This window comes from Streptomyces sp. NPDC127117, assembly GCF_042677325.1.
GTDB lineage: Bacteria > Actinomycetota > Actinomycetes > Streptomycetales > Streptomycetaceae > Streptomyces.
Genome location: NZ_JBHXTM010000069.1, coordinates 16,180 through 36,476 on the forward strand (window position 1 = coordinate 16,180; position 20,297 = coordinate 36,476).

Genomic DNA, 20,297 nt, shown 5'->3' on the forward strand with positions numbered 1-20,297 from the left:
GAAGTCTCAGAGCTGGGCGAGCAGCTCCAGTTCGCGCAGCCGGTGCCGGGCCCGCTCGTGCGGGTACGCCTGCGGTCCGGGTGCGCTGCGGTCGGCTGCCTCCAGGAGCGCACCGAGCGCCTCGTGGGCGTCGGCGACCAGCTGCCGGTTCGATGCGGAGAGGACCTTGCCCGCCCGGACTTCGGCGAGCGCCCGGGTCACCGCTTCCGGTTCCGGCGCGGCCTCCTGGCCGGTGTGGCGGGCTGCCGCGGAGCGCAGCTCGGCGGACGTCGCGGCGAACGCCGGATACGTGACCACGGAGACGTCTCCGCCATCAAGGTCGATACCGAACACCTCGTGGGTGTTGCCCGCCCAGCCGTCCGCGGTGACCCAGAACCCGAACGACATCTGCGTGATGTCGCCGCGCTCCAGGGACACCGCCAGGTCGCGCGCGTAGGACACGTCGGCCATGTCCGCCTCGACCATGACGCCCTGCTCGTCCTCGGCCAGCGAAGCGGTGCCGGCCGCTGTGCGGGCGAGCAGGAGGTTCGGGTCATGGTTGATGAGGAACCGCACGTCCGGGGACTGGCCCAGGGTCCGGGTCGCGGCACCGGGAACGATGCGCTCGCGCCAGCCGCCCATGTCCTCGGACAGCGAGTCGTAGACGATGGCCCGGCCCCGGAACTGGAGCCGGCCCGCCGCGTCGTCGACGGCGCGCACCTGCAGATCGGTCAGCGGGAAGGCCCGCACCTCACGTGTCCGCATTGGGGTCCTTCCGGTTGAACTGGAGTCGGCACGTACACCCGGCGATCTCGTCGACACCGAGCCGGTGATCGTGCGGCCAGCGGCCGCGTTTGGACCCGACCTTGAAGTCCTCGCGCATCCCGACGGTCTGCCCGTCCGCGCGCTGGTGCGTCTTCCTCGGGTTCGAGTCCCAGACCCGCCACGTCTTGCTCGCGGCCCCGGCCTGCTTGGCCCCCTCGTGAGAGCCGAAGTTGCTGAGGTAGACGACGCGGGCCTGTGACAGCTGCTTCGCGCGGGCCTCGGTCATCCCGTCGAACATCTGCCGCACGTCCTTCGGCGCGTTGGACACGGTGAACTGGTGGACCAGCTTGTCGACGGTGGTGCCGTTGATGTTCGCGGCGGTCGCGGCCGCGCTTGCCGCGAGTGCCGCGGTGGTCTCCTGCACGGCGAACGTTCCGCCGAGCGAGGCGGCCGTGGCCGAGCCGACCTCACCGACCAGGCCGGTTGCCAGCCGGAGCAGGATCTCGGTCAGCAGCTCGTCGTCGGCCAGGCGGTCGATCAGTTCCGTGGCCGGGGTCGTCGGGCTGAGGTTGAGCGCGGACAGGACCCGCTCACCCTGCTCGGCGAAGAACGCGCTGATCGCGTCGTAGTGCCGGGTGATCCAGTTGGGGAGCTCCTCGACCGACGGAGCGTCCACGGTGTCCTCGGCCCGCTGGTGCGGAGCGGCGGGGAGCGCACGCTGCTCGGGCGGTGCCGCCTGCCCGGCCGGGGACATGTTGAGCGGAACCACGTACTCGTCCCCGCCCTCGATCGGCGGCTCGTCCTCCTTGGCCCGGATGTCGTTGACGGACAGCCACCCCCACTGGCGGCCGAGCGCGTACCCGGCGTTCCGCTGCGAGGAGTCACCCCGCAGCAGCGCGTCCGGGTTGAACTTCATATACAGCGATGGGTCGCCGAAGAGGCGCTGAGTGGTGCGCTCCAGGCGGGTCAGCCACGGCATCAGCGAGTAGATGACGTACCCGAGGGACTGCTGCTCGATACCGGAGCCCCAGGACGTCGACCGCTCGACGTCGCCGATCATGTGCGGCGGCACACCGAAGATGCCCGCGATCTCTGCCCGGGTCAGCTTGTAGACCTCCAGGAACTGGGCATCGGCCGGGCTGAGAGTGGTCTTCTCCCACTTCGCACCAGCCTCCATCACGGCCAGGCGGTGCGAGCGGTCGAACCCCTCGTGTAGGTCGGTCCACTGCCGGGTGAGGCGCTCGTACTGGCCATCGGTCAGGGTGCCGGGCACGGACACGACGCCGCCCGGTGAAGCGTCGCGGGCAAAGAACCCACCAATGTACGAGGTTGCCGCCCACCCAGTGCCAACCGACTGACGGGCCATGCCGATAGGGGACAGGCCCTCGGGGCCGCCCAGGCCGAAGCTGCGGAAGTGAAGGAAGTTCTCCGCCCGGACCAGGCTGCCGTCCTCCCGGATCGGCGCCCACTCGTCGTCGTCCAGGGTGATCTTGTAGACCCGCTCACCGGATTCTCGGATCCTGCGCTGTTCCACGCTCGTCCAGGCGATCGGCCACAGGCCCACCGGGCGGCCGCCGTTGTTTCGCTCGACGTAGACGCCGGCGTTGCCGCGCACCAGCATCCAGCCCAGCACCTGCGCCCAGAACTCCCCGGCTGGCATCTCTGGGTGGGCCTGGTAGGACACCAGGGGCGCCAGCGGGTGATCGTCGATCCGGGACCGTGTGGTGCCGGACCGTTGGAACAGCGCGGTGGGGAGCATGCTGCCGGTTTCGGCGAGCAGCCGCACCGAGGAGAACACGGCGGCTACCTGCAGCGCGCGTTCGGGCGTCACGGAGACCCCTGCCGACGTTGCCCGGCCCGTCAGTGACGGCAGTACCTTGTGGCTCCGCTCCTGGCGTCCGTCCAGGAGACGGCGAATCAGCGGCATCAGCTGTCTCCTCTACGCAGATTTCCGGCGACGATCAGGGGAACGGCCGCGACCAGCAGGGCAAGACCGGCACCCAGCGCCCCCCAGAAGGCCGCGCCAACCACCACCAGCCCCGCCAATGCGGAGACCCCTCCTGCCAGCTCACAGAGCCACTGGGCGCGCTCGGTCATGGGCACCCCCTCGGGTCGTCAGCCGATGATGCGGATGTTCGGTTCGGGCTTCTCGTCCGGCTCGGGCAACGCCTGCACCGCCAGCGCGTTCAGACCGCTGGCCACACCGTCGATCCGTTTCGCGGACACCTGCCGGTCGGGCTTGACCGGCTTGCGGTAGCCCTCGGAGTTCGTTTTGATGCCGACGCAGTCGATGTGCCAGCGCAGGATCGGATGCCCGCCGTGCGATACCCGGCGGGACAGAACGAGTCGTTCCAGGTCCTTGCACGGCTGGTTCAGCCCTGCGTAGCCCTGGGATACCTGTTCCATCTCCTCGCCTGCGTCCATCAGTTCGCTGACGGTCTCTGTGGCGTTCCACCGGTCGTAGCCGATGGCCTTGATGTTGAATCGCGGCGCCAGAACGTCGGTGACCAGCGAGCGGACCGCCCGGTAGTCGACGACATTGCCCTCCGTCAGCCGCAGCGCCGGCCCCTCGTGGGCGGCCGTCTTCGCCCACCGCTCCAGGGGCACCTTCGTGCGCCGCTCCAGGTCCCTGATGTTGTCCTCGGGCAGCCAGAAGAACGGAACCCAGATGTGCGGCTCGTCCGGGTCGTCGGTGACCGGGGGGAACCACAGAGAGAACGCGGTCATGTCAGTGGTGCTGGACAGGTCCAGCCCGCCGTAGCAGTCCCGGCCCTCCAGCTCGGCCAGGTCCACCGGGATCGGCAGGTTCGATACGGGCCCGCGCGCACAGGCGTCCCAGTGGTCCATAGAAAGCCACCGGGTCGTCTGCTTGGTGCGGACGTTCAGGTGCAGTCGCAGGTACCGGTTCAGTTGCTGCGGGGACCGCTCAGCCTGCCGTGCCTTGCCCTGCAGGTAGTCGGCCAGCACCGTGACGCCGTAGCCCGGATTCGCTGTCCGCAGCGTGTCCTCGGCGAACGGGTCGAACCCGTCGGCCTGGTCGTCGACACCGAACACCACGCCGTACACCGTGGCGTCCTCGGCGTGCCCGCCGGCCAGCGCCTCGATCTCCTCGCGCTTGGTTGCGTAGATGGAGCCGGTCTCGGCCCCATCGTCCGCGGTCGTGATGAACACGATCAACGGCTGGGACCTGCTGCCGGTGCCGGTCTCCAGCGCGTCCACCACGTCCGGGTTGCGGTGCACGTGCACCTCGTCGATGACGCCGCCGTGCACATTCAGGCCGTGCGCGCGCAGGCCCTCGGACGACAGGGCCCGGAAGATGGAGTGAGTGACCGGGTGCTCCAGCAGCTTGCGCTGGATACCGCGCCGGCCGAGCTTCTTCTTCAGTGGAGGCGACCCGGATGCCATGTTCGCGGCCGCACGGAAGACGATGTTCGCCTGGTCTCGGTCACCGGCCGCGGCGTAGACCTCGGCCCCGGCCTCCCGGTCCGCGAACGCCAGATACAGGCCGAGCCCCGAACAGATGGTGCTCTTCCCGTTCTTGCGGGGGATCTCGAACCACACGGTGCGGATGACCCGGTTGCCGTCCGGCCGCTTCAGGCCGAACACCGGGGCGATCAGGTACCGCACCTGCCAGTCCATCAGCCGGAACTGGCGCCCTGCGTGACGGCCGATCAGCTGGGTGAGCAGCAGGAAGAACTTCAGCACCCGCTCGACGGCGACCAGGTCGAACCACGTACCGGGCTCGGCCGGGATCGGCGTGACGAGCAGCGGCCGGCGGCCCTGCGCCATCCATTCCGTCTGCTCGACCAGGCCCTCTTCAACCCATCCGGCCACCGCCTGGTCGATGTCCGCGGTCAGCTTGGCGCGCAGGCGCTCAGTCGAGGATGTCCTCACCCGGGTTGGCATCGTCGTCCTCCGGCTTCACCGAGCGCAGACGGGAGCTCGGAGTGATGAACAGCTCCTTCGCCAGCGCTGCCACCGTCGTCGCCGCCTCGCGCCAGATCTGCCAGCCCGGATGCTTCGCCGGGCCGTTGCCCGTCCGGCGCTCCGCCACCAGGTCGTCCTCCTGGAGCAGCTGCTCAGCCTTCACGAACTTGGACCAGGCCGCGCAGTACGTCGACAGGGCGGCCCGGTCGACCAGGGCCAGCACTCCCAACCGGTCCAGCTCGGGCACGATGCGACCCCACTCGGCCACGGCCTCCTCGTCCAGCCAGTCCGGCGCCTCGGGCACACCTGGCCGGGCAGTGACTCGCTTCGGCGCTGGCCGGCTGCCAGGGTTGCCGCGCAGGGCACGGACGTTGTCAGGCTGAGGGATCGGTCCACGGGTTCCCATGAGGCCACCTCCCAGGCACAGCAAAGGGCCGGCCAGGGGGCCGGTTCTCAGAAATGCGGTCGAAACTCGCGGTCGGGTGCGCGGCACCCCCGCCTGCGCTCGGGATCCCCCCCACCGGCAAGATCCACAACCCCCCTGGGGTCGGGATCACCTCGATGGGAGGTGGTGTCAGTGCTGGTCGGCTCGGTGCGTGCGCCACCAGGACTCGATGGCTTCGATCGTACCGCCCGGCCGGCCGTCGTGTCTGGCCCTTCGCACGCACTCGTCCTCGGGCGTGGCCAGCACGACGACTGCAGCGCCATGAGGGGCGAGGCGGGCGCGGTCGGCCTGGCGTGGCGCGGTCGCGATGATCCAGGCTCGCTCGACTGCGTGGCTTCGTGCGAGTCGTGCGGTCACTGCGTCGCGCGCTTCGGCGATGAACGGGGTGAGGGGGGCGGGGTGGCCCCAGGGGTGGGGGGAGCCCAGGGCCTGGGCCAGGGCGTCCCAGTCGACAACGAGGTCGCCGGGCTTGGCGCGGTCGCGGACGTATGTGGTCTTGCCCGAGCAGGGCGGCCCGCAGACGAGCGTGACGTGGGCGGTGGTGAGGCGCTTCGGCCCGTGGCCGGCGAATCCGGTCTCGTGGGCGGTCTTGGCGTCGTGGCAGGGCTTGCACATGGCCTGCAGGTTGGCCCGGTCGAACGCGAGTTGCTCGTTACCGCGGTGTGGTCGGATGTGGTCGACGACGGCAGGTGGGCGGCCGCATCGTGCTCGGCACAGGGGTTCTTCGGACAGGACCTGGTCGCGAAGGGGTGCCCATCGCTTGTCGTCGTACACCCAGCGCCAGTCACTACGCGTCTGTCCGCTCTTGCGCTGCTGGACCGGCCGACAGGCAGGGCAACGGCCTCGGTCATCACGGCGGTTGCCACAGCTGGCACAGCGTGACGGAGCGCGCCGGGGGGACACGGCTGCCTCCTTCGAACATGCCGAAGCCCGACAGGAATCGTGAACGATTGGCGGGGTGCTGCGCTGGACGTTAGCTACCAGCGATGATTCCGCGCGTTCTCAGAGCGGCGAGCAGTGCGTTGAATTCGGCCTGAGTCGGTGCGGCAGCCGAGTTGTTGACCGCAGTTGCCGTGCCGGTGAGGAATCGGGTGTCGTTGCCCGCGGCCGCCGTGGTGGCCGTGGTGCCGAGGGCCCGCACAGTGGCCGTTCCTGCGGCGCCGGCCGTCAGCCTGGAGTCGTTGCCCGCAACGGCGGTTGTGGCGGTGGCGCCGATCGTCGGCGCGAACGTGGCTGGCTTGCCGGTGATGTCGGCCCATGCCGTAGACCCGCCACCGAGGTCGCCGTCTACGACGACGATGTCGACGACGGCTTGGGCGGGGTCGTCTTGGGTGCCGGTGGTCAGGCGGGCGTACTGCGGCAGCTGCGTCATGGTCACCATCTCCGTAAGGCTGGGCACGACAAAGGCCCTGACCGGTGGCCAGGGCCTTCTTGTTCGTATGTCTGGACATGCAGAACGCCCCTTGAGTGTGACATTGGGGTTTGTGCTGGTCAAGCGGCCTTGACATGTGTGCCGTTGAGTAGCTGATTCAGGTCGATCAGGACACGGCCCTGACGGTCGTAGCCGTGGCGGTCGAGGGTGCCGCGACTAAGGCGCTTCCGCAGGGTGCGGGCACTGATGCCGGTGGCGGCTTGAGCGGCGTACACGTCGACGAGGAGCGGGGCGGTCATGGCTTCATTGTGGCGTGGGTGAGCCCCACCGCCGGGTTTTGGCGGTGGGGCTCGATCGAGTATCAGCGCCGCAGCCATGAAGCGCGGATAGATGCCTTCACGGTACGGGCGCGGTCTGACAGCCGGTGGTCTCAGGCGGGGTTGGTGGGCTTCTCAGCCTCGCGGGCCTGCTTGCTCTCCTCGTTCCGGCGGGCGAGGTCCTTGATGGTGATTGTCTCTTCCAGTGCCATGATCACGGTCCTGTCTCTGTGATGGGAGCGGGGCGGCCGATGTCTTGGCGGATGCGGTCGCCCCGCGTCATGCAGTGGGTCAGCCGAGGAACTCGGTGCGCGGGTCGGCGACGGCGCGGGCGAGCAGGTCGACGGGGTCGATGGGCGCGGGGGGCGCGAAGTGGTGGCCCGTGGGGCACATCAGGGTTCCCGCGCCGCCGTCGGGACCGTAGACGGTCAACTCCTCGCTGGTGCCGCAGTCGGGACAGGCGACGACGTCGCCGACGGGCAGGGTGATGCGGCCTCGGATGGTGATGTCGTGGTGGGCGCTAGACATGGATGTCTCCTTTGGTGGGTTGGTAGAGGGTGGTCTACGGGGCTTCTGCGCCTGGTCTACAGGCCGGTCTACAACGCTCTGACCTGCGTCTACAGGACAGGGCGGGGGCAAAGACGGAGTGGGGGAGAGGAGGGCTTCGACATCGACGGCCTTGATGCCGATGCGCCCGCCTTGGTCGCCGAGACGGATCTGCTGGGTGGGCACTTCGCATCGGACGAGGAGCGCCCGAAGGCGGGCGTCGTCGAGGTGGGCGGCGGCGGGGCGGGCCTGGAAGGCTGCGTACAGCTCTCGCACGTGGATGCCGGGCCGGTCGCCGATGAGGTGCTGGATGCCTAGCAGGAACTGACGCTCTAGGTCGGCCTTGGTGAACTCCTCTGGGTGGTCGGTTGGTTCGTCTTCGGGGTCCGACCCGGCCGGGGATGGCTGCTCACCTTTGGCGACCGAGGGCACCCGGCCTGCTTTCCATGCGGTGACGGCGTAGGCGCCGGCCGCGATGGCGAGAAGGCGGGGGTCCTGGTGAGCGGCGCGCCATGCGGCAAGCGCTCCGACGCCGAGCCCGGCCACCCGTGCGGAAACGGCGAGCCCGCGGGTGGGATGGTTCTCGGCGATAGTCCAGGCACGGAGCCGGGCCCACTGTGTGAGGTGGCCGCGCCCGAGGCGGCGAGGATGGATGCGTTGGGCCGCCCACCTGGGCCGCCCATTCCCGAAGTCGGGGACGGGCGGCAGTTCGAGGGTGTCAGCCTCGGACTCGGCCATGGTCAGACGTTGCCGATGAGTCCGGCGACGGACTCGGCGAGGCCGCCGAACATGGTGCCGATGGTGGTGCCGATCTGGGTGCCGGACAGGGACAGGCCGAGAGCGAGGCACACGAAGCCGGGCAGGAGGTGCAGCTGCTTCTTGTCCTTGCCGTGCTTGTGCATCTGCCAGGCCCACATTCCGAGAGCGATGATCAGCAGCACGCTGATGGGGACGGATCCGGTCTGGCCGGTAGGGGGCGCGGCCATGGTGTGCTGGCTGGCGGTGTCGATGGCGGCGAGCAGGGTGGTCTTCACGACGGGGTCCTTCAGTACGAGAGGCCGACGATGGCGGCGGTGACGAGGAGCGCGGCCAGGAGTGCGCGGGAGAGCATGCGGTGCGCGGGAGAGCCATTGGGCAGCAATGCCAGTAGGGCGACGGCGCCGAGGACGACGAAGAGCCCGAAGTAGCCGATGCCGTGGAAGGTCATGGCGCACCTGTCTCGGTGGTGGCGCATGCGGTGGCGCTCGGGTAGTAGTCGGCGAAGTCGTTGGCGTGCGCCATGAGCCGGTCGGCGGTGGCGAGCAGCTCGGCGTACCAGCGCCGCGCTGTCTCCTCGTCAACCGGCGTGTACGCGGGTTTCGCGTCGGCGACGGCCTGAACTGCGGCGCCGAGTTGGCTCATGGCGCTTTCGGTCTGCGCCACCCGGGCGGCGAACCGTTCGGCGCGGGTCTGCGTCGGCGCTTCGGGGGTCGCAAGGTCGCGGCGCACGGTGTCCTTGCTGATGCCGAGCTGCGCCGCGATCTGCCGATTGGATGAGCCGGTCTGCGCCAGCTGGCGCACCTGGGTGCGCCGCTGCGCCACGGTGAGTGCGCCGGTCATCGGGCGCCCTCCTCGTCGAGGGCGGCGACCAGTTCGCGGAGGCGGAGCTCCAGGCTGACGGCGGCGCGGAGCATCGCCTCCGGGTCATGGATGTTCGCGGTGGACTTCTCGTCGAGGACCTTGCGGGCGAGACGGAGAGCCGTGTCGAGGGATGGAACCCAGGCGGTGCCGTCCCTCTCCGGGGCGTAGAGCGGGGTGTGCATGGCGCTGGTGTCGACGCTCATCGGGAGGTCACCCCCTGCGCGATCAGCCGGAGCAGGGCGGCGTACTCGCCGCGCGTCTGTCCGGGGCGGACCGGCGGGGCGGCGGCAAGCAGGTCCTGCTCGGCGGCAAACGCAGCCTCGGGCTTGTCGGGGTACAGCTGTTCGGCGAGGACGAGGGCGCGGGCGAGGCGGATCGGCTCGCGCATCTCGGCGGCCGGCCGCTGGGTCTGGAGCGTGGCGGCGAGGTGTCCGAGAAGGATGATCGTGTCGTCGCTGAGAACGAGGGGCGTGTTCACCGGGTCACCGCCGTAACGGTTCCGGTGGTGCCGGCCTCGGTGCGCACGGTGCGGACTGTGCGGCCGTTGGTGCGGCCGAGGATGCCGACGGCGATCAGACGCCGGTCGGACGGGGAACTTGCGGGCGCGCTGGTGCGCGGGAAATGATCGGCCATAGCCGAGTCCTCCTGGTTGAGTCAGGGGGTTCTTCGGTCAGGGAGTCGGGCGACGCGCGCGCCTTCCCGGTGTTCGAGCACCGGGGAGAGCTGTCGGCCGGCTCCCGCTCTGCGTTATGGGGTTGTGGTGGGGCCTGTTCGAGCGGGCCCGTTCTTCTTGATCGCCTGGTCCACGGTGGTCCAGCCCTTACCGAGGTCTTTGGCGACTGCGTAGACGCTTCCGAGTTCGGCGACACCCTCAGCGAGAGCTGCCGCCCTACGTTTGGCGGCGTCGGCCACCTGGGCTTGGAGCTGTTCGAGCAGCTCTTCCTCCAAGCGCACCCGTTCCCGCCAGGGTTTCGCTTCCATCCCGAGGACCGTATCACTGGGGGGTAGTGATAGGCCAGTGCTACGCCGCATCCTGGGCTGTTCTCTCGTCGTGGTCGATGAGCAGTTTCAGCCCCACCCAGGTCGCGGGCGGGTATGTACATCCGCACCACTCGCAGGTCACCACCCGCTCGCCCGGCTTCAGCCGGAGCTCGGCGCCACAGATCAGCCCGTTCGCGAACTCGGCAGGGCATCGGCCTACGCGTGTACCGCGTTCCGTAGGCGCGGACGGCGAAAAGATCGACCGCACCGACTTTGTGAGTTCCCGGATCTCCTCGGCGAAAGTGCCGGCCTGCGGCCAGGACACCGAGATCCACGGCATGTTGGCCAGCAACCCGTTCACCGCGGCTTTCAACCGGGCCTCAACCGATCCGCCCGGGGCGGGCTGCTGCATCCGGCGGGCGTCGTGCACGGAACTCAACCAGTCCTCAACGACGCCGACCATGCCGCCGGGGCCGCGCAGGTCGAGCACGGCCCCGGCGACGGGAAGCGGGGCGTGGGCGGGCTTGGAGCTGCGCTCGTGCCCGGTGCTGGCGGCAGGGGCGAGGAAGGCAGCCAGGCCGTCGTACAGGGCGGGAAGGCATTCCAGCCGGACGATGGTCGCCTTGGTGCAACCGGGGCAGAGGTAGCTGCCGGTGTCGTCTGGCTGCTCGCACAGTAGGCACTGGGTCATAGGTAGCTCCTGGTGGTACAGCGGGTCAGGTGGTGAGCTGCTGCTTGTCGAGGGCGGCGCGGAGCTCGGTCGCGGCGCTGCCGTAGGCCCGGAGGACAGCCCACCGGGTGGCGAGGGCTCGCACGCGGGCGATGGCGGCTTCAGCCTTGGCGAGGTTGGTGCCGTCTTCGCGGTGCCAGCGGACCAACTTCGCGGTCTCGGCCTCCAGCTCGGTCACGCGAGCCTCGGCCTTCTCCAGCTCGGGCACGATGAGTTGGACGTGCCGCCGGTTACCTGCCGCGATGTGTTCGAGGGTGGTGATCCGGGCGGCCTGCTCGGTGATCCCGGCGGCCAGCTGGTCAAGCTCGGCGGGGAGTGCGACGCCGCGTCGGGCGCGGTCGACGAGGTGGAGCAGCTGCTGCTCGTGGTCGCTCATCGGGTTGTTTCCTCGGTCACGGCGGGGCGCGTGCATTGTTCGTGGGTGTCGCACCGGCACTGCCCGCAGTCCACGCACCGCTCGATCACAGCGGTGTCGCATGCCGGGCACATGCCGGGCTCATCGCCCTTACAGCTGGGGCACAGGTCGCCGGCCTCTCCGCAGTCCCAGGCTTCGTTGTCGGTGAGGTGCCGGCGGGCGACGCCGAGGCGCTGCGCCTTGGTCATCCCGGTGTGGACGAGGTAGTCGTGGGACACGACTACGCCGCAGTCGTCGCAGCACACCCCGATCTGGCAGGGGAACGCCCCGGTGCCGGGCGGTACGGGGGTGGCCGCGAGCAGTTCAGTGAGGCTGAGTGGCTGGTCCATGGGTCTTCTCCTTGATGACGTGGTGGGATGGGCAGGCGCCCCGGGCCTGATAGCGACAGGCCCGGGGCAACTACGCGGCGGGCAGGATGAGCGAGCCGAGCACGGACGAGACACGGTCCGTATCGATCAGGTCGGCAACGTCGCCCGCGGTGCTCCCCCGGGGGACCTTGAGGCCGAGGCGCCGGCACAAGCCGATCTGCTTCGGCGACGGCTGGGCGCTCCGCCAACTGGCCTGCCGTGCGACAAAAGAACCGGGGGCCATGCGGCGGGCCTGGTGCTCCAGCCACGCAAGCGCTTCGGGTAGCTGGCGTGCTGTGTCATCCCGGGGCGGCTCGACACCGCCGAGCGTCGTCCACCGGCGCATCCGGTACAGACGGGTATCCGGAACGCGGACGAGAAACAGGACCTGCGCCGACGTGAGCCGGATGAACCAGACCCCCGTAGCGGTCCGCAGCCACCGGACGGACGATGTCCCGAAGAGGTTGATCTCCTCGGCCTCAACCCGCGCAACGAGCGTGCGGCGCTCCTCGGCGGCCACGGCCTCCTCGGCGACTTCCCGCAGGCTCTTTCCTTCCTCGGCCGGTGCGAGCTCGCGCGCGGTGAGGTCGACCATGCTCGCGAGCTTGTGGCGGGTCGCTGCGCCCATGACGTCGAGGAGCAGCGCGTCGCCCTTCCCCGGTGCCGGCCGGAGGCCGCGGCCGACCATCTGCACATACAGGCCGGGCGACTTGGTGGGGCGGGCGACCACGATGCAGCTGGTGTGCGGCGCATCGAATCCCTCGGTGAGCACCATGCAGTTGGTGAGGACCTGGAGTTCCCCAGCGTTGTATCGGGCGAGGGTCTCGCGGCGCTCGTCGCGACCCATGTCGCCCCACACGGGGGCGGCTTTGATGCCGACGGCCATCAGGGCCTCGGCAGCAGCCTGCGCCGTCGCCACGGTCGGGGTGAAGACGACGCCGGGCCGGTCCGGAGCGTGGTCGAGGTAAGCCTTGGCGATGGCGTCGAGGGCGCCGGAGTCTTCGAGGGCCTGGCCGAGCTGTCCGTCGACTAGGTCGCCGCCGCGGGTCTTCACCTTGTCGAGGTCGAGGGTGTCGACGGTGATGCGCTTGCCCCGGACATCGCACAGGTAGCCGTCGCTGATCATGTCGAGGATGTCGAGGGTGAACACGACGTCCTGCCAGACCTCGGCGAGGCCGCCGTCAGTGCGGGTCATGGTCGCGGTGAAGCCAGCCGTCGGGACGTCGCGCCAGGCGCCGAAGTGCTCCAGGACTTCCATGTAGGTACGGGCCGCGGCGTGGTGGCACTCATCGACGATGAGGAGGCCGACGTTGCGGATGGCTTGGCGACGCTTCTCGACGGCGAGGGTCTGGACGCTGGCCACGATGACGTCCGCGTCCTGGTGCTCGTCGCGCTCGGCCTTGACGATGCCCACCCGAAGGTCAGGGCGGACGGCGCGGACTTTGGCCGCGGCCTGCTCGATGAGCTCCTCACGGTGCGCGATGACAAGTGCGCGCTGCCCGTTCAGCTCTGGCAGGACTTCGCTGATCAGGTTGGAGAACACGATGGTCTTTCCGGCCCCGGTGGGCAGGACAACGGCCAGCCGGTTGAGGCCGGCGGCCCATCCCTCGCGGAGGGCGGTGATGGCGTCGCGCTGGTAGGGGCGGGGGGTGAAGGAGTGGTTCATGGGTCACCTCTCTTCGGGTGCTGGGGTTTTGCGGGTAGTGCGGGGATGCAGGGGGTGCGTTGCGGGGAATCCCGCAGCGGTGTGCATGCGTTCTGATCTGCTGTTTTGCGGGGTTGCGGGGAAGTGCGGGGAAGTCTCTTTAGGCCCTCATGTCGGGGCACTTCCGGTTGGTGTGATTGCTGCGGCGCATGTGTGATGCGCGATGTGTGTGTTGCGCGTGTGCGGTATGAGTGGCGGTGCCGGATCCCCGCAGATCCCCGCATCCCCGCCGTCGCGCTGGTCAGAGCCGGTGCGCGGGTCCTGCGGGAATCCCCGCAGGACCCGGCGAGATACCCGCAGATCCCCGCATCGGCGGCCATCGCTATGCCTGGTGTGTGCCAGTGCCGCGAGCGGCGTGGACATCGACCCGCCAGAGGTTTTGCTTGCGGTGGGCGTCGTACAGCCGGACGACCTTGTGCGTGCCGAAGTACCGGCCCTCTCGGGCCTTGAGCCAGTGGCCGAGCTGCTTGGTCGACGGCGGCTCGCCGTCGCGCAGGCGCGGTACGTGCTCAGGCAGGCCTGCGATCACGGCGCCCACCTGGACCGGATCGGCGCCGAGAGTCTCGCGCCACATCTCCAGGAACGCGGTCCACTCCTGAAGTTCGTCGTCCTGGTCGCGAGCCTCGTCGCGGTCGGCGTTGAACCCATCGACGCCGAGGTAGGCGAGGAGGCCGGCCAGCATTGAGGCCCACTCGGAGTAGTCACCTTTTCGGATGCGGACGAGGGGTTCACCAGCGGCGACCCACGCGCGGACGAGGGTCACCAGGGCGGCGACGAGGGTGGAAGCGTTGGCACGGAGCCACGGCCGAAGATCGCCGACGGTGAAGCCGTCCCGCTGGTCGGGGTCGGGGCAGTTGGGATCGAGCCGGACCCAGAAGACGCGTCGGCCGTTGTCCGCGCTGGTGCGCAGGCCGTTTCCGGTGACGAGCCACAACCGGTCGTTGCGCATGGTCACCTTGCCGGTGGCGCCAAGGATGCGGTCGCCCCAGTGCTCGTTCGTGAGCAGCGCGGACAGGATGGGGCTCTTGATCACGTGGCCGTTCGGCAGGTTGTCGAACACGACGACCGGCTGACCGGTGGTGTGGAGCTGGGTGGTGATGCTCTTGCGGAGCTCGGTGTCGTTCTCGGGCCAGGCCGTATCCGCGATGCCGTAAGCGGCCTTGAAGATGTCCTTCAGCAGGGATTTGCCCGAGCCGGGCGATGTGGCCGTGAAGACGAACATCGGTGTGGGGCCGTGGAAGTGAGGGCGGATGATCGGGGTGAGCAGGGCGGCGAGGTAGTGCGCGCGGTCGCTCGCGGACACCCACGGGAAGTCGGCGAGGACCTGGTGCAGGACGATCTCTTTTGCCCGTTCCAGGCTCTCGGCGGTGACGGTTGGCTGGAGGCGGCGCACAGGCACGCGCGGCTCAAGGTAGAGGCCGGTCGCCGCGTCATACCCGGGGTCCTTCAGGAGGGTTCCGTCAGGGCGGACCACGGGCGACGTGACAACACCGCGCAGCGGCGGAAGGGCCCAGTCCTTCCGGCCGAGGATCGTGCCGCAGCTCTTCGGCATCAGGAGCTCGCGCTCCTCGTTCAGGACACCGTCGCTGTCCTTCTTCACCACGTAGGTGGTGACGTGGTCAGCAAGGTACGCACGCAGGTTGTCGGTTCCGAGCTGCTGCACCACCGGGTCCTCGTTGTCGTCGCGGTACACCCAGCACGGCCCGCTCGACCTCTTGTAGAGGTCTGGCAGCCGCCCGGTGGCCATGAGCGCGAGCACGCCATCGATGGCATCGGCCTCGTTGGTGATGTCGAGTTCCGGACGGTCCGGGACGGCCCGCAGGTGTGGGACGGCTCCGGGCACCTCCTCCGGATCGGCCTCCGGTTCGAGAGCCGAGGAACCGTCGGTGAAGTGCTGCGGCTGCCCAGCCACGTTCAGCCGGCGGCGCGTCGGTTCGGAGCCGTACCCGTCCCGCCGGAGCGCGGAGGCCGCAGCCTTGTGGTTGCCGCCGTGCTGAAGCAGCGCGTAGGCGCCGAACTTGCTGTAAGGCACCTCGGCCTGAAAGTCCGAACTGGTGGTGAAGACGTACAGGCGGTCGGCGTCGCCGCGGCCGGTGGTGGCCTTGACTCCGCCCTGCCCGTCGGCCCATCCCCAGTAGGTAGTACCGCCGCGGGTGATGACCGGGCGGAAGGTTCCGCCGAGGATCTCGGCCCAGTCCGCACGCGCCTCGAAATCATCACCGGGCCGCAGGCCACCGTCTGGCAAGGGCGGCAGAGACTTGCCTGCCGTTTTCGGAGTCTCCGGCTTTGGCAGGTCGTCGACCATCCGGCAGATTTCGTGCATGGCGCCGAGGACGTCCGCGCTGATGGTGGGGATGGTGGCTGGACCGCCCGCGACCCGCAGGTAGGGGCGGCCCGTGGCGTGCACCGTGCCGCAGCTCGGTTCGACGAGTCCGTACCCCCCTTCGCCACGCGTCTCGATCTGGACGCGGACGATGCGGGCGCTGGGCTTCTCCGCCAGGCGCTGCTTCTCCTCCGGGGTGTACTCCTCTGGGCGGGCGAGACGGGAAGCGAGCTTGGTGTTGCCACGTACCGGCGCACCGTCGACACGAACGCGGAAGTGCCGGCCGCCGGAAGGCGATTCACTGGCCCAGCCAGTGAGGACCGTCTGCCATTCCTCGCCGAGCCCGGACGCGGCCATGATCTCGGTGACGTCGTCGAGGAGGCCATCAGCGATGGCTGTGCCCTCGAACTCGATCAACTCGACACCGCCGGATACCGCGCCGTAGGCCACGGCGATACCGGCGGCCTTCCCTGGGGGGAACCAACTGTCGTGCTCGGCCGGGGCGGAGCGGTTGACCTTGTACGGGGTCCAGGAGCGGACGGCCGGGGCCTTGGTGCCGTCGGCCTTGATGGGGAGTACGCACAGCCCGGCCTCGTCGTACTCGCGGGCGGCGGCCCGCATGTCGGGGGTCTGCGCGTCGATCACTGGTTCTCCTGGAGTGCGGGGCAGACGATGCGGTGTGCGTCGGCGGCCGTGGCGGTGAACGCGGCGACGGCGGCCGGGCCGGTGACGATCTCGCTGCGGTAGTTGCAGCGGACGCACTCGTAGCGGGCGCGGGGCGGCCGGCGGTCGTCGCCGCGGGCGTCGCCGAAGTCGACGAAGAGCGCGGCGACGACGCGGCGTCGGGCCGGGCCGCGGCGGCCGGAGGACGCGCCCCCGACCGCCGCGGTGCTGTGCTGCTCGGTCACGCCTGCTCCGTCCACGCGGCGTGGATCTGCGCGAAGCGGGAGTACACGGCGTCGAGCTGGTCGCAGTGCTCGCGGATCGTCGCGATGATTCGTGCGAACTCGTCCGGGGTCAGGCACTCCATGACCTCGTCCTGGAACGGCTCGAAGTGCATGTGAGGACGACGACGGCGCGGGTCGCGGCTGTACGGATCGAACTGGACGCGACCGCCGAGGATCGGGACGAGAGCGGTGCCCTGGTCGGCGTCGAAGACGGGGAACTCCGGGCCGGTGAAGCAGAACCCGTGATTCAGGTCATCGACCCCGATGGCGGTTTGGTCGGAGTCGTGATCGTCCGTGCAGAACTCCGGGCACGTCTCGACCAGGTACCCGGTCGAGCCCACGACTCGGGCCCATGTGCGCGTCCCGACGATGGGCTTCGCCTGCGGGGTGTCAGTGGTCTCTCGTACAGTTGTCATCGAGCGCTTCCGATCTGCTTCGCGGCTGTTTCGTTGTTGCGTTCGCTCGATGCCGTCAGGGCTAGCCCCCTGGCGGCATCGCTGTTCTCCAGGCCGAGAAAGGCCAGGAGGTCCACCCGGCGCACGCGGATAGCGCGGCCGAAGGTCTCGACACGGATGGGGAATCGCTCCTCCCGAATCAGCTCGTATCCGAGCGCGGAGGAGATCTGAAGCGCGGCGAATGCCTGCTGTGCCGTCGCCATGGCGGGGAGGTCGAGAACCTCTTTGGTGGTGAGGGCCTTCATGCCGACACCGCCTCGGGGGCGGAGACGTCGATGTATGCCCGACCGGCCCGCTCGCACGGGACGAAAAGGATCATCAGGTCAACGCCGATGGCGGAGGCGATGCGCTCGGCCTTCTCGCGGGGGATGAACCGCTGGTCTCCAGAGAGCAGCGAACCGATGGTGCCGACGGACAGCGTGGTAGCTGCCGCCAGTCCCCGGGCGGTCATCCGCTCGCCGGTTCCCGTCCGCTTCATGAGCTGCGCCAAGAGGGCGCGGTCATGCATCCGGCACATGTGTACCTGAGTCACGTTCACCTCGCTGAGTGCCCCATTCATTTCGCTGAACACCGCGAGCATTACATGATCTGAACGGCATGTCCAGATAGTTGAATACCGTGCACCACAGGTGCCGATCCGCCCTGAATCGCCCCTAGCGCTCGACCGCGTTTGGCTGAACAATCCGTTCAGGCCGATTGATGAGACGTGCCGTTGGCATGGTGTGATTGGTGTGCGCCCGATCTTGGCGCGCTGAACAAACAGCCCCGTCGGGACTTACGCAGGAGTGGCAGGATGAGACTCATGGTCGACAACGACGCACCTGACGCGCCCGAGGAGCAGACGACCGAGTTGGCAGACCTCATCCGGGCTCGGCGTGCAGAACTGGGGCTGTCGCTTGCCGCTTTCGCGGACCGGGCGATCGATCCGCGCACAGGCGAGCAGGCGGTTAAGTACGGGTGGGTCCACAGGCTGGAATCAGGGGAGCCCGTCAATGCTCCGAAGCTGGGCCAGCTCCGGGCGATTGCAGCTGCGGCCAGGGTGCCCTTCTCTGTGGTGCAGGACGCTGCCGGCGCTCAGTTCTTCGACATCCGTACGGTCTGGTCGGCTTCCGGGGAGGCGCGGGCTCTCGTTCAGCAGGCCGAGCAGCTTACGGAGCGGCAGCGTGAGCAGCTCCGCCTTTTCCTCGCTACGTTCGAGCCTGACAGCGGCCCGTCGGGCGAATGAGCTGCGGCTTTGCCCTGATCTTCACGGTGAGTGAAACCACCGCAACCCCGTAGTGCGCAACGCTTTGTAGTGCAAGTATGTCGGGAAGTGACCGGAGCTACATATGCCGGAGGGGTACGCTCCGTAAATCGAACAAACTAGCGAACGGGGCGTGGGCATGCGTTCAATGACGACGGCACTCACAGCAGCCACAGGGGTTCGGTACGTGCTCCGATCGGACTTGCCAGGTGATCGTCTCGTTGTCCCCGTCGTGACCCCCCACGGCATCGTCATGGCAGTTCGCGAGGGATCCATGACACAGCAGCTGGTCGACGAACTCAATGGCACCCTGGACTGCATGGCTGACATCGGACTTTTCGAACTGGGTGAGTGACGTGGCCACTTCGCGCCGCGCGGGCGGCATCACCAAGCGCTGCGAATGCCGCGGCCCGGATGGAAAGCTGCTCAGCAGCTCCTGCCCGCAGCTCTCGAAGAAGAGCCACGGGGCGCTGCAACTTCGGCAGGAGCTGCCATTGGATGCGGACGGGAAGCGCCGGCCCTTCCGGCGCACGGGATACGCCACGGTCACAGCCGCACAAGCCGACCTGGACAAGCTGCGGGCCATTCTCGACCTTCCAGGAGACGATGAAGATGCCGCCCGACGAGTAGGCGATCTCCTGCAAGGGGTGATGCGGGACCGCAAGGAGATCCCGGCCGCGGCCGAGGTCTCGCGACGACTCGGCGTCGGCGTCGACCTCGAAGGCAAGATGACCATGAGCCAGCTGTTCGAATCCTGGCTCGGCTCGAAGAAGACGCGCGCGACGACGACGAACGGGTACCGCTCGCATGTCCGGGTCCACCTTGACCCGGGGGTGGGCCACTACCGCGTCGACCGCTTCGGGGTCGGCCAGGCGCAGGTGTTCTTCGACAGCATCGCCGACCGCAACGACGTGATTCGTGCCGAGAATCAGGCACGCCTGGAACAGGCGCAGCGGGCGAAGTGGGCAAAGGGCGGCAGGCCGCCAGCAGCCGAGCGCCAGCGCCTGGCCGAAGAGCGCGCGAAGCTCGCGGCCATGCCGCCGTTCCGGCGGATCACCGGACCCGCCACCGTGCAGAGCATCCGGCGCACGCTGCGGGCCGCCTTGAACTACGCGATCAAGAAGCAGGCCACCACGTTCAACGCTGCACAGCATGTCGAGTTGGCTCCTGCGGCCCGGCCAAAGGGCCTGCTCTGGACAGACGAGCGGGTGGCGCGGTGGCGGGAGACCGGCCTGAAGCCGAGCCCAGTCATGGTGTGGACCCCGGCGCAGCTCGGCGCGTTCCTGGACGCCGCCGAGGAGCACCCTCTCTACGCCTTCTTCCATCTCGTTGCGCACCACGGGTTCCGCCGCGGCGAGGGGGCTGGGCAGGACTTGGAGAACGTTTCGTTCGAGCGGCGGACGGTGACGGTCGCGAAGGAATTGGTCGTCGATGGCTGGACGCCGACCGAGACGGAGCCGAAGACGTCCGGCTCGGCTGGCACTGTGAAGATCGACGTTGGCACGGTCGAGGTACTGCGTGAGCACACGGCGCGTCAGGAGGCGCGGCGTGCTGAGAGGTTGAAGGCTGGGAAAAGCTGGAAAGACACCGGGAAGCTCTTCACCCAGGAAGACGGTTCGTGGGTGCACCCGGAGACATTCAGCGACGTGTTTCGGGAGATCCTCGCGACGACCGACCTGCCGCCGATCAACCTGCGCGACCTACGGCACGGTGCTGCCGCGCTCGTGAAGGCCGGCGGTGGCGACCTGCACGATGCGAAGGTGAAGTTGCGGCATTCCACCATCGTCCTCACCTCGGATACGTACATGGAGTTGTTCGAGGACTACGAGGATGAACTGACCGAGCGCGCCGCAGCTGTGGTGCCCCGGGCGAGGAAGAAGGCCGAGCCGGAGGCCCCGGAGGCCCCGGAGTAGTAATCTGAGTGTGGAACAGCCAAGGCTCCGTCACCGCAGGTGGCGGGGCCTTTCTGCTGGCCCGCTGCTGGCCCGAACGCCATCTAACGGCACCACACGAGGGCGCACGGAACCACACGAGCGGCCGACTTGAGTGGATGTGAAATACCGTTGACCTGCACTGGAACGCACTAGGCGCTCATGGGATAACGGGAGCACACGAGACCGCATGAAGTGTCCACAGACTTTTAATCCGTTGGTTGTGGGTTCGAGTCCCACACGGCCTAC

The 20,297-nt window shown here is 68.8% G+C and carries 28 protein-coding genes; 3 read left to right on the forward strand and 25 right to left on the reverse strand.

From position 1 onward, the window contains the following. Positions 1–6 precede the first annotated feature (6 nt). From ACFVH0_RS36015 to ACFVH0_RS36055, 9 genes are all read right to left on the reverse strand, one after another. Complete coding sequence (locus ACFVH0_RS36015) at positions 7–744, reverse strand: HK97 family phage prohead protease (protein ID WP_385827252.1); 738 nt, start codon at positions 742–744, stop codon at positions 7–9. Beyond that, positions 731–2,671 carry a phage portal protein gene (locus ACFVH0_RS36020; protein ID WP_385827254.1) on the reverse strand — a complete coding sequence of 647 codons (1,941 nt, stop codon included), beginning with the start codon at positions 2,669–2,671 and terminating at the stop codon, positions 731–733. Before ACFVH0_RS36020 ends, ACFVH0_RS36015 begins: the two co-directional genes overlap by 14 nt. Beyond that, on the reverse strand, positions 2,671–2,841 hold the full coding sequence (locus ACFVH0_RS36025; protein ID WP_385827256.1) for a hypothetical protein: 171 nt from the start codon (positions 2,839–2,841) through the stop codon (positions 2,671–2,673). The genes ACFVH0_RS36020 and ACFVH0_RS36025 overlap by 1 nt, the downstream gene beginning before the upstream one ends. 18 nt (positions 2,842–2,859) lie before the next feature. Then, positions 2,860–4,638: a terminase large subunit gene (locus ACFVH0_RS36030; protein WP_385827258.1), complete on the reverse strand. Its 1,779-nt coding sequence runs from the start codon at positions 4,636–4,638 to the stop codon at positions 2,860–2,862. Continuing rightward, entirely contained in the window at positions 4,619–4,975 is a 357-nt protein-coding gene (locus ACFVH0_RS36035) for a phage terminase small subunit P27 family (protein ID WP_385827260.1), read from the reverse strand. Before ACFVH0_RS36035 ends, ACFVH0_RS36030 begins: the two co-directional genes overlap by 20 nt. 270 nt (positions 4,976–5,245) lie before the next feature. Then, the gene (locus ACFVH0_RS36040) at positions 5,246–6,019 is read right to left on the reverse strand and encodes an AAA family ATPase (protein ID WP_385827262.1); all 774 of its coding nucleotides are present in this window, start codon (positions 6,017–6,019) and stop codon (positions 5,246–5,248) included. Positions 6,020–6,089: 70 nt separating this feature from the next. Further along, the gene (locus tag ACFVH0_RS36045; RefSeq protein WP_385827264.1) at positions 6,090–6,497 is read right to left on the reverse strand and encodes a hypothetical protein; all 408 of its coding nucleotides are present in this window, start codon (positions 6,495–6,497) and stop codon (positions 6,090–6,092) included. A 110-nt stretch (positions 6,498–6,607) separates the two neighbouring features. Continuing rightward, entirely contained in the window at positions 6,608–6,787 is a 180-nt protein-coding gene (locus tag ACFVH0_RS36050; protein ID WP_385827265.1) for a hypothetical protein, read from the reverse strand. A gap of 309 nt (positions 6,788–7,096) precedes the next feature. Continuing rightward, on the reverse strand, positions 7,097–7,333 hold the full coding sequence (locus ACFVH0_RS36055) for a hypothetical protein (RefSeq protein WP_385827267.1): 237 nt from the start codon (positions 7,331–7,333) through the stop codon (positions 7,097–7,099). Between the two features lie 171 nt (positions 7,334–7,504). Here ACFVH0_RS36055 and ACFVH0_RS36060 point away from each other — a divergent pair, with 171 nt between their 5' ends. After that, positions 7,505–7,669 carry a hypothetical protein gene (locus ACFVH0_RS36060; protein WP_385827269.1) on the forward strand — a complete coding sequence of 55 codons (165 nt, stop codon included), beginning with the start codon at positions 7,505–7,507 and terminating at the stop codon, positions 7,667–7,669. Between the two features lie 422 nt (positions 7,670–8,091). Here the strand turns inward: ACFVH0_RS36060 and ACFVH0_RS36065 are convergent, their stop codons facing one another. From ACFVH0_RS36065 to ACFVH0_RS36140, 16 genes are all read right to left on the reverse strand, one after another. Further along, positions 8,092–8,385: a hypothetical protein gene (locus ACFVH0_RS36065; RefSeq protein ID WP_385827271.1), complete on the reverse strand. Its 294-nt coding sequence runs from the start codon at positions 8,383–8,385 to the stop codon at positions 8,092–8,094. 11 nt (positions 8,386–8,396) lie between these two features. Then, complete coding sequence (locus ACFVH0_RS36070) at positions 8,397–8,558, reverse strand: hypothetical protein (RefSeq protein WP_385827273.1); 162 nt, start codon at positions 8,556–8,558, stop codon at positions 8,397–8,399. Continuing rightward, a complete protein-coding gene (locus tag ACFVH0_RS36075; protein ID WP_385827275.1) occupies positions 8,555–8,950 on the reverse strand; it encodes a LuxR C-terminal-related transcriptional regulator in 396 nt (131 codons plus the stop codon). The genes ACFVH0_RS36070 and ACFVH0_RS36075 overlap by 4 nt, the downstream gene beginning before the upstream one ends. Next, positions 8,947–9,174, reverse strand: coding sequence for a hypothetical protein (locus ACFVH0_RS36080; protein WP_385827277.1), 228 nt, complete (start codon positions 9,172–9,174; stop codon positions 8,947–8,949). The genes ACFVH0_RS36075 and ACFVH0_RS36080 overlap by 4 nt, the downstream gene beginning before the upstream one ends. Continuing rightward, positions 9,171–9,449, reverse strand: coding sequence for a hypothetical protein (locus ACFVH0_RS36085; RefSeq protein WP_385827279.1), 279 nt, complete (start codon positions 9,447–9,449; stop codon positions 9,171–9,173). The genes ACFVH0_RS36080 and ACFVH0_RS36085 overlap by 4 nt, the downstream gene beginning before the upstream one ends. Then, a complete protein-coding gene (locus tag ACFVH0_RS36090; RefSeq protein ID WP_385827281.1) occupies positions 9,446–9,604 on the reverse strand; it encodes a hypothetical protein in 159 nt (52 codons plus the stop codon). Before ACFVH0_RS36090 ends, ACFVH0_RS36085 begins: the two co-directional genes overlap by 4 nt. A gap of 114 nt (positions 9,605–9,718) precedes the next feature. Further along, positions 9,719–9,952: a hypothetical protein gene (locus tag ACFVH0_RS36095; RefSeq protein WP_385827283.1), complete on the reverse strand. Its 234-nt coding sequence runs from the start codon at positions 9,950–9,952 to the stop codon at positions 9,719–9,721. A gap of 40 nt (positions 9,953–9,992) precedes the next feature. Beyond that, a complete protein-coding gene (locus ACFVH0_RS36100; protein WP_385827285.1) occupies positions 9,993–10,643 on the reverse strand; it encodes a hypothetical protein in 651 nt (216 codons plus the stop codon). A gap of 25 nt (positions 10,644–10,668) precedes the next feature. Then, positions 10,669–11,058, reverse strand: coding sequence for a hypothetical protein (locus ACFVH0_RS36105; RefSeq protein WP_385827286.1), 390 nt, complete (start codon positions 11,056–11,058; stop codon positions 10,669–10,671). Beyond that, positions 11,055–11,426, reverse strand: coding sequence for a hypothetical protein (locus ACFVH0_RS36110; RefSeq protein WP_385827288.1), 372 nt, complete (start codon positions 11,424–11,426; stop codon positions 11,055–11,057). The genes ACFVH0_RS36105 and ACFVH0_RS36110 overlap by 4 nt, the downstream gene beginning before the upstream one ends. A 70-nt stretch (positions 11,427–11,496) precedes the next feature. After that, positions 11,497–13,110 carry a DEAD/DEAH box helicase gene (locus ACFVH0_RS36115; RefSeq protein WP_385827290.1) on the reverse strand — a complete coding sequence of 538 codons (1,614 nt, stop codon included), beginning with the start codon at positions 13,108–13,110 and terminating at the stop codon, positions 11,497–11,499. A 361-nt stretch (positions 13,111–13,471) separates the two neighbouring features. Beyond that, positions 13,472–16,117, reverse strand: coding sequence for a bifunctional DNA primase/polymerase (locus tag ACFVH0_RS36120; RefSeq protein WP_385827292.1), 2,646 nt, complete (start codon positions 16,115–16,117; stop codon positions 13,472–13,474). Beyond that, positions 16,114–16,380: a hypothetical protein gene (locus ACFVH0_RS36125; RefSeq protein ID WP_385827294.1), complete on the reverse strand. Its 267-nt coding sequence runs from the start codon at positions 16,378–16,380 to the stop codon at positions 16,114–16,116. Before ACFVH0_RS36125 ends, ACFVH0_RS36120 begins: the two co-directional genes overlap by 4 nt. Continuing rightward, on the reverse strand, positions 16,377–16,835 hold the full coding sequence (locus ACFVH0_RS36130) for a DUF6907 domain-containing protein (protein WP_385827296.1): 459 nt from the start codon (positions 16,833–16,835) through the stop codon (positions 16,377–16,379). Before ACFVH0_RS36130 ends, ACFVH0_RS36125 begins: the two co-directional genes overlap by 4 nt. Continuing rightward, positions 16,832–17,119, reverse strand: coding sequence for a hypothetical protein (locus ACFVH0_RS36135; protein WP_385827298.1), 288 nt, complete (start codon positions 17,117–17,119; stop codon positions 16,832–16,834). Before ACFVH0_RS36135 ends, ACFVH0_RS36130 begins: the two co-directional genes overlap by 4 nt. Beyond that, a complete protein-coding gene (locus ACFVH0_RS36140; RefSeq protein ID WP_385827300.1) occupies positions 17,116–17,454 on the reverse strand; it encodes a hypothetical protein in 339 nt (112 codons plus the stop codon). Before ACFVH0_RS36140 ends, ACFVH0_RS36135 begins: the two co-directional genes overlap by 4 nt. Positions 17,455–17,676: 222 nt before the next feature. Between ACFVH0_RS36140 and ACFVH0_RS36145 the strand changes: the two genes are divergently transcribed. Next, the gene (locus ACFVH0_RS36145; protein ID WP_385827302.1) at positions 17,677–18,099 is read left to right on the forward strand and encodes a helix-turn-helix domain-containing protein; all 423 of its coding nucleotides are present in this window, start codon (positions 17,677–17,679) and stop codon (positions 18,097–18,099) included. Positions 18,100–18,473: 374 nt separating this feature from the next. Beyond that, positions 18,474–20,030, forward strand: a complete 1,557-nt coding sequence (gene xerC, locus ACFVH0_RS36150; protein ID WP_385827304.1) for a tyrosine recombinase XerC — start codon at positions 18,474–18,476, stop codon at positions 20,028–20,030. Positions 20,031–20,297: the final 267 nt, after the last annotated feature.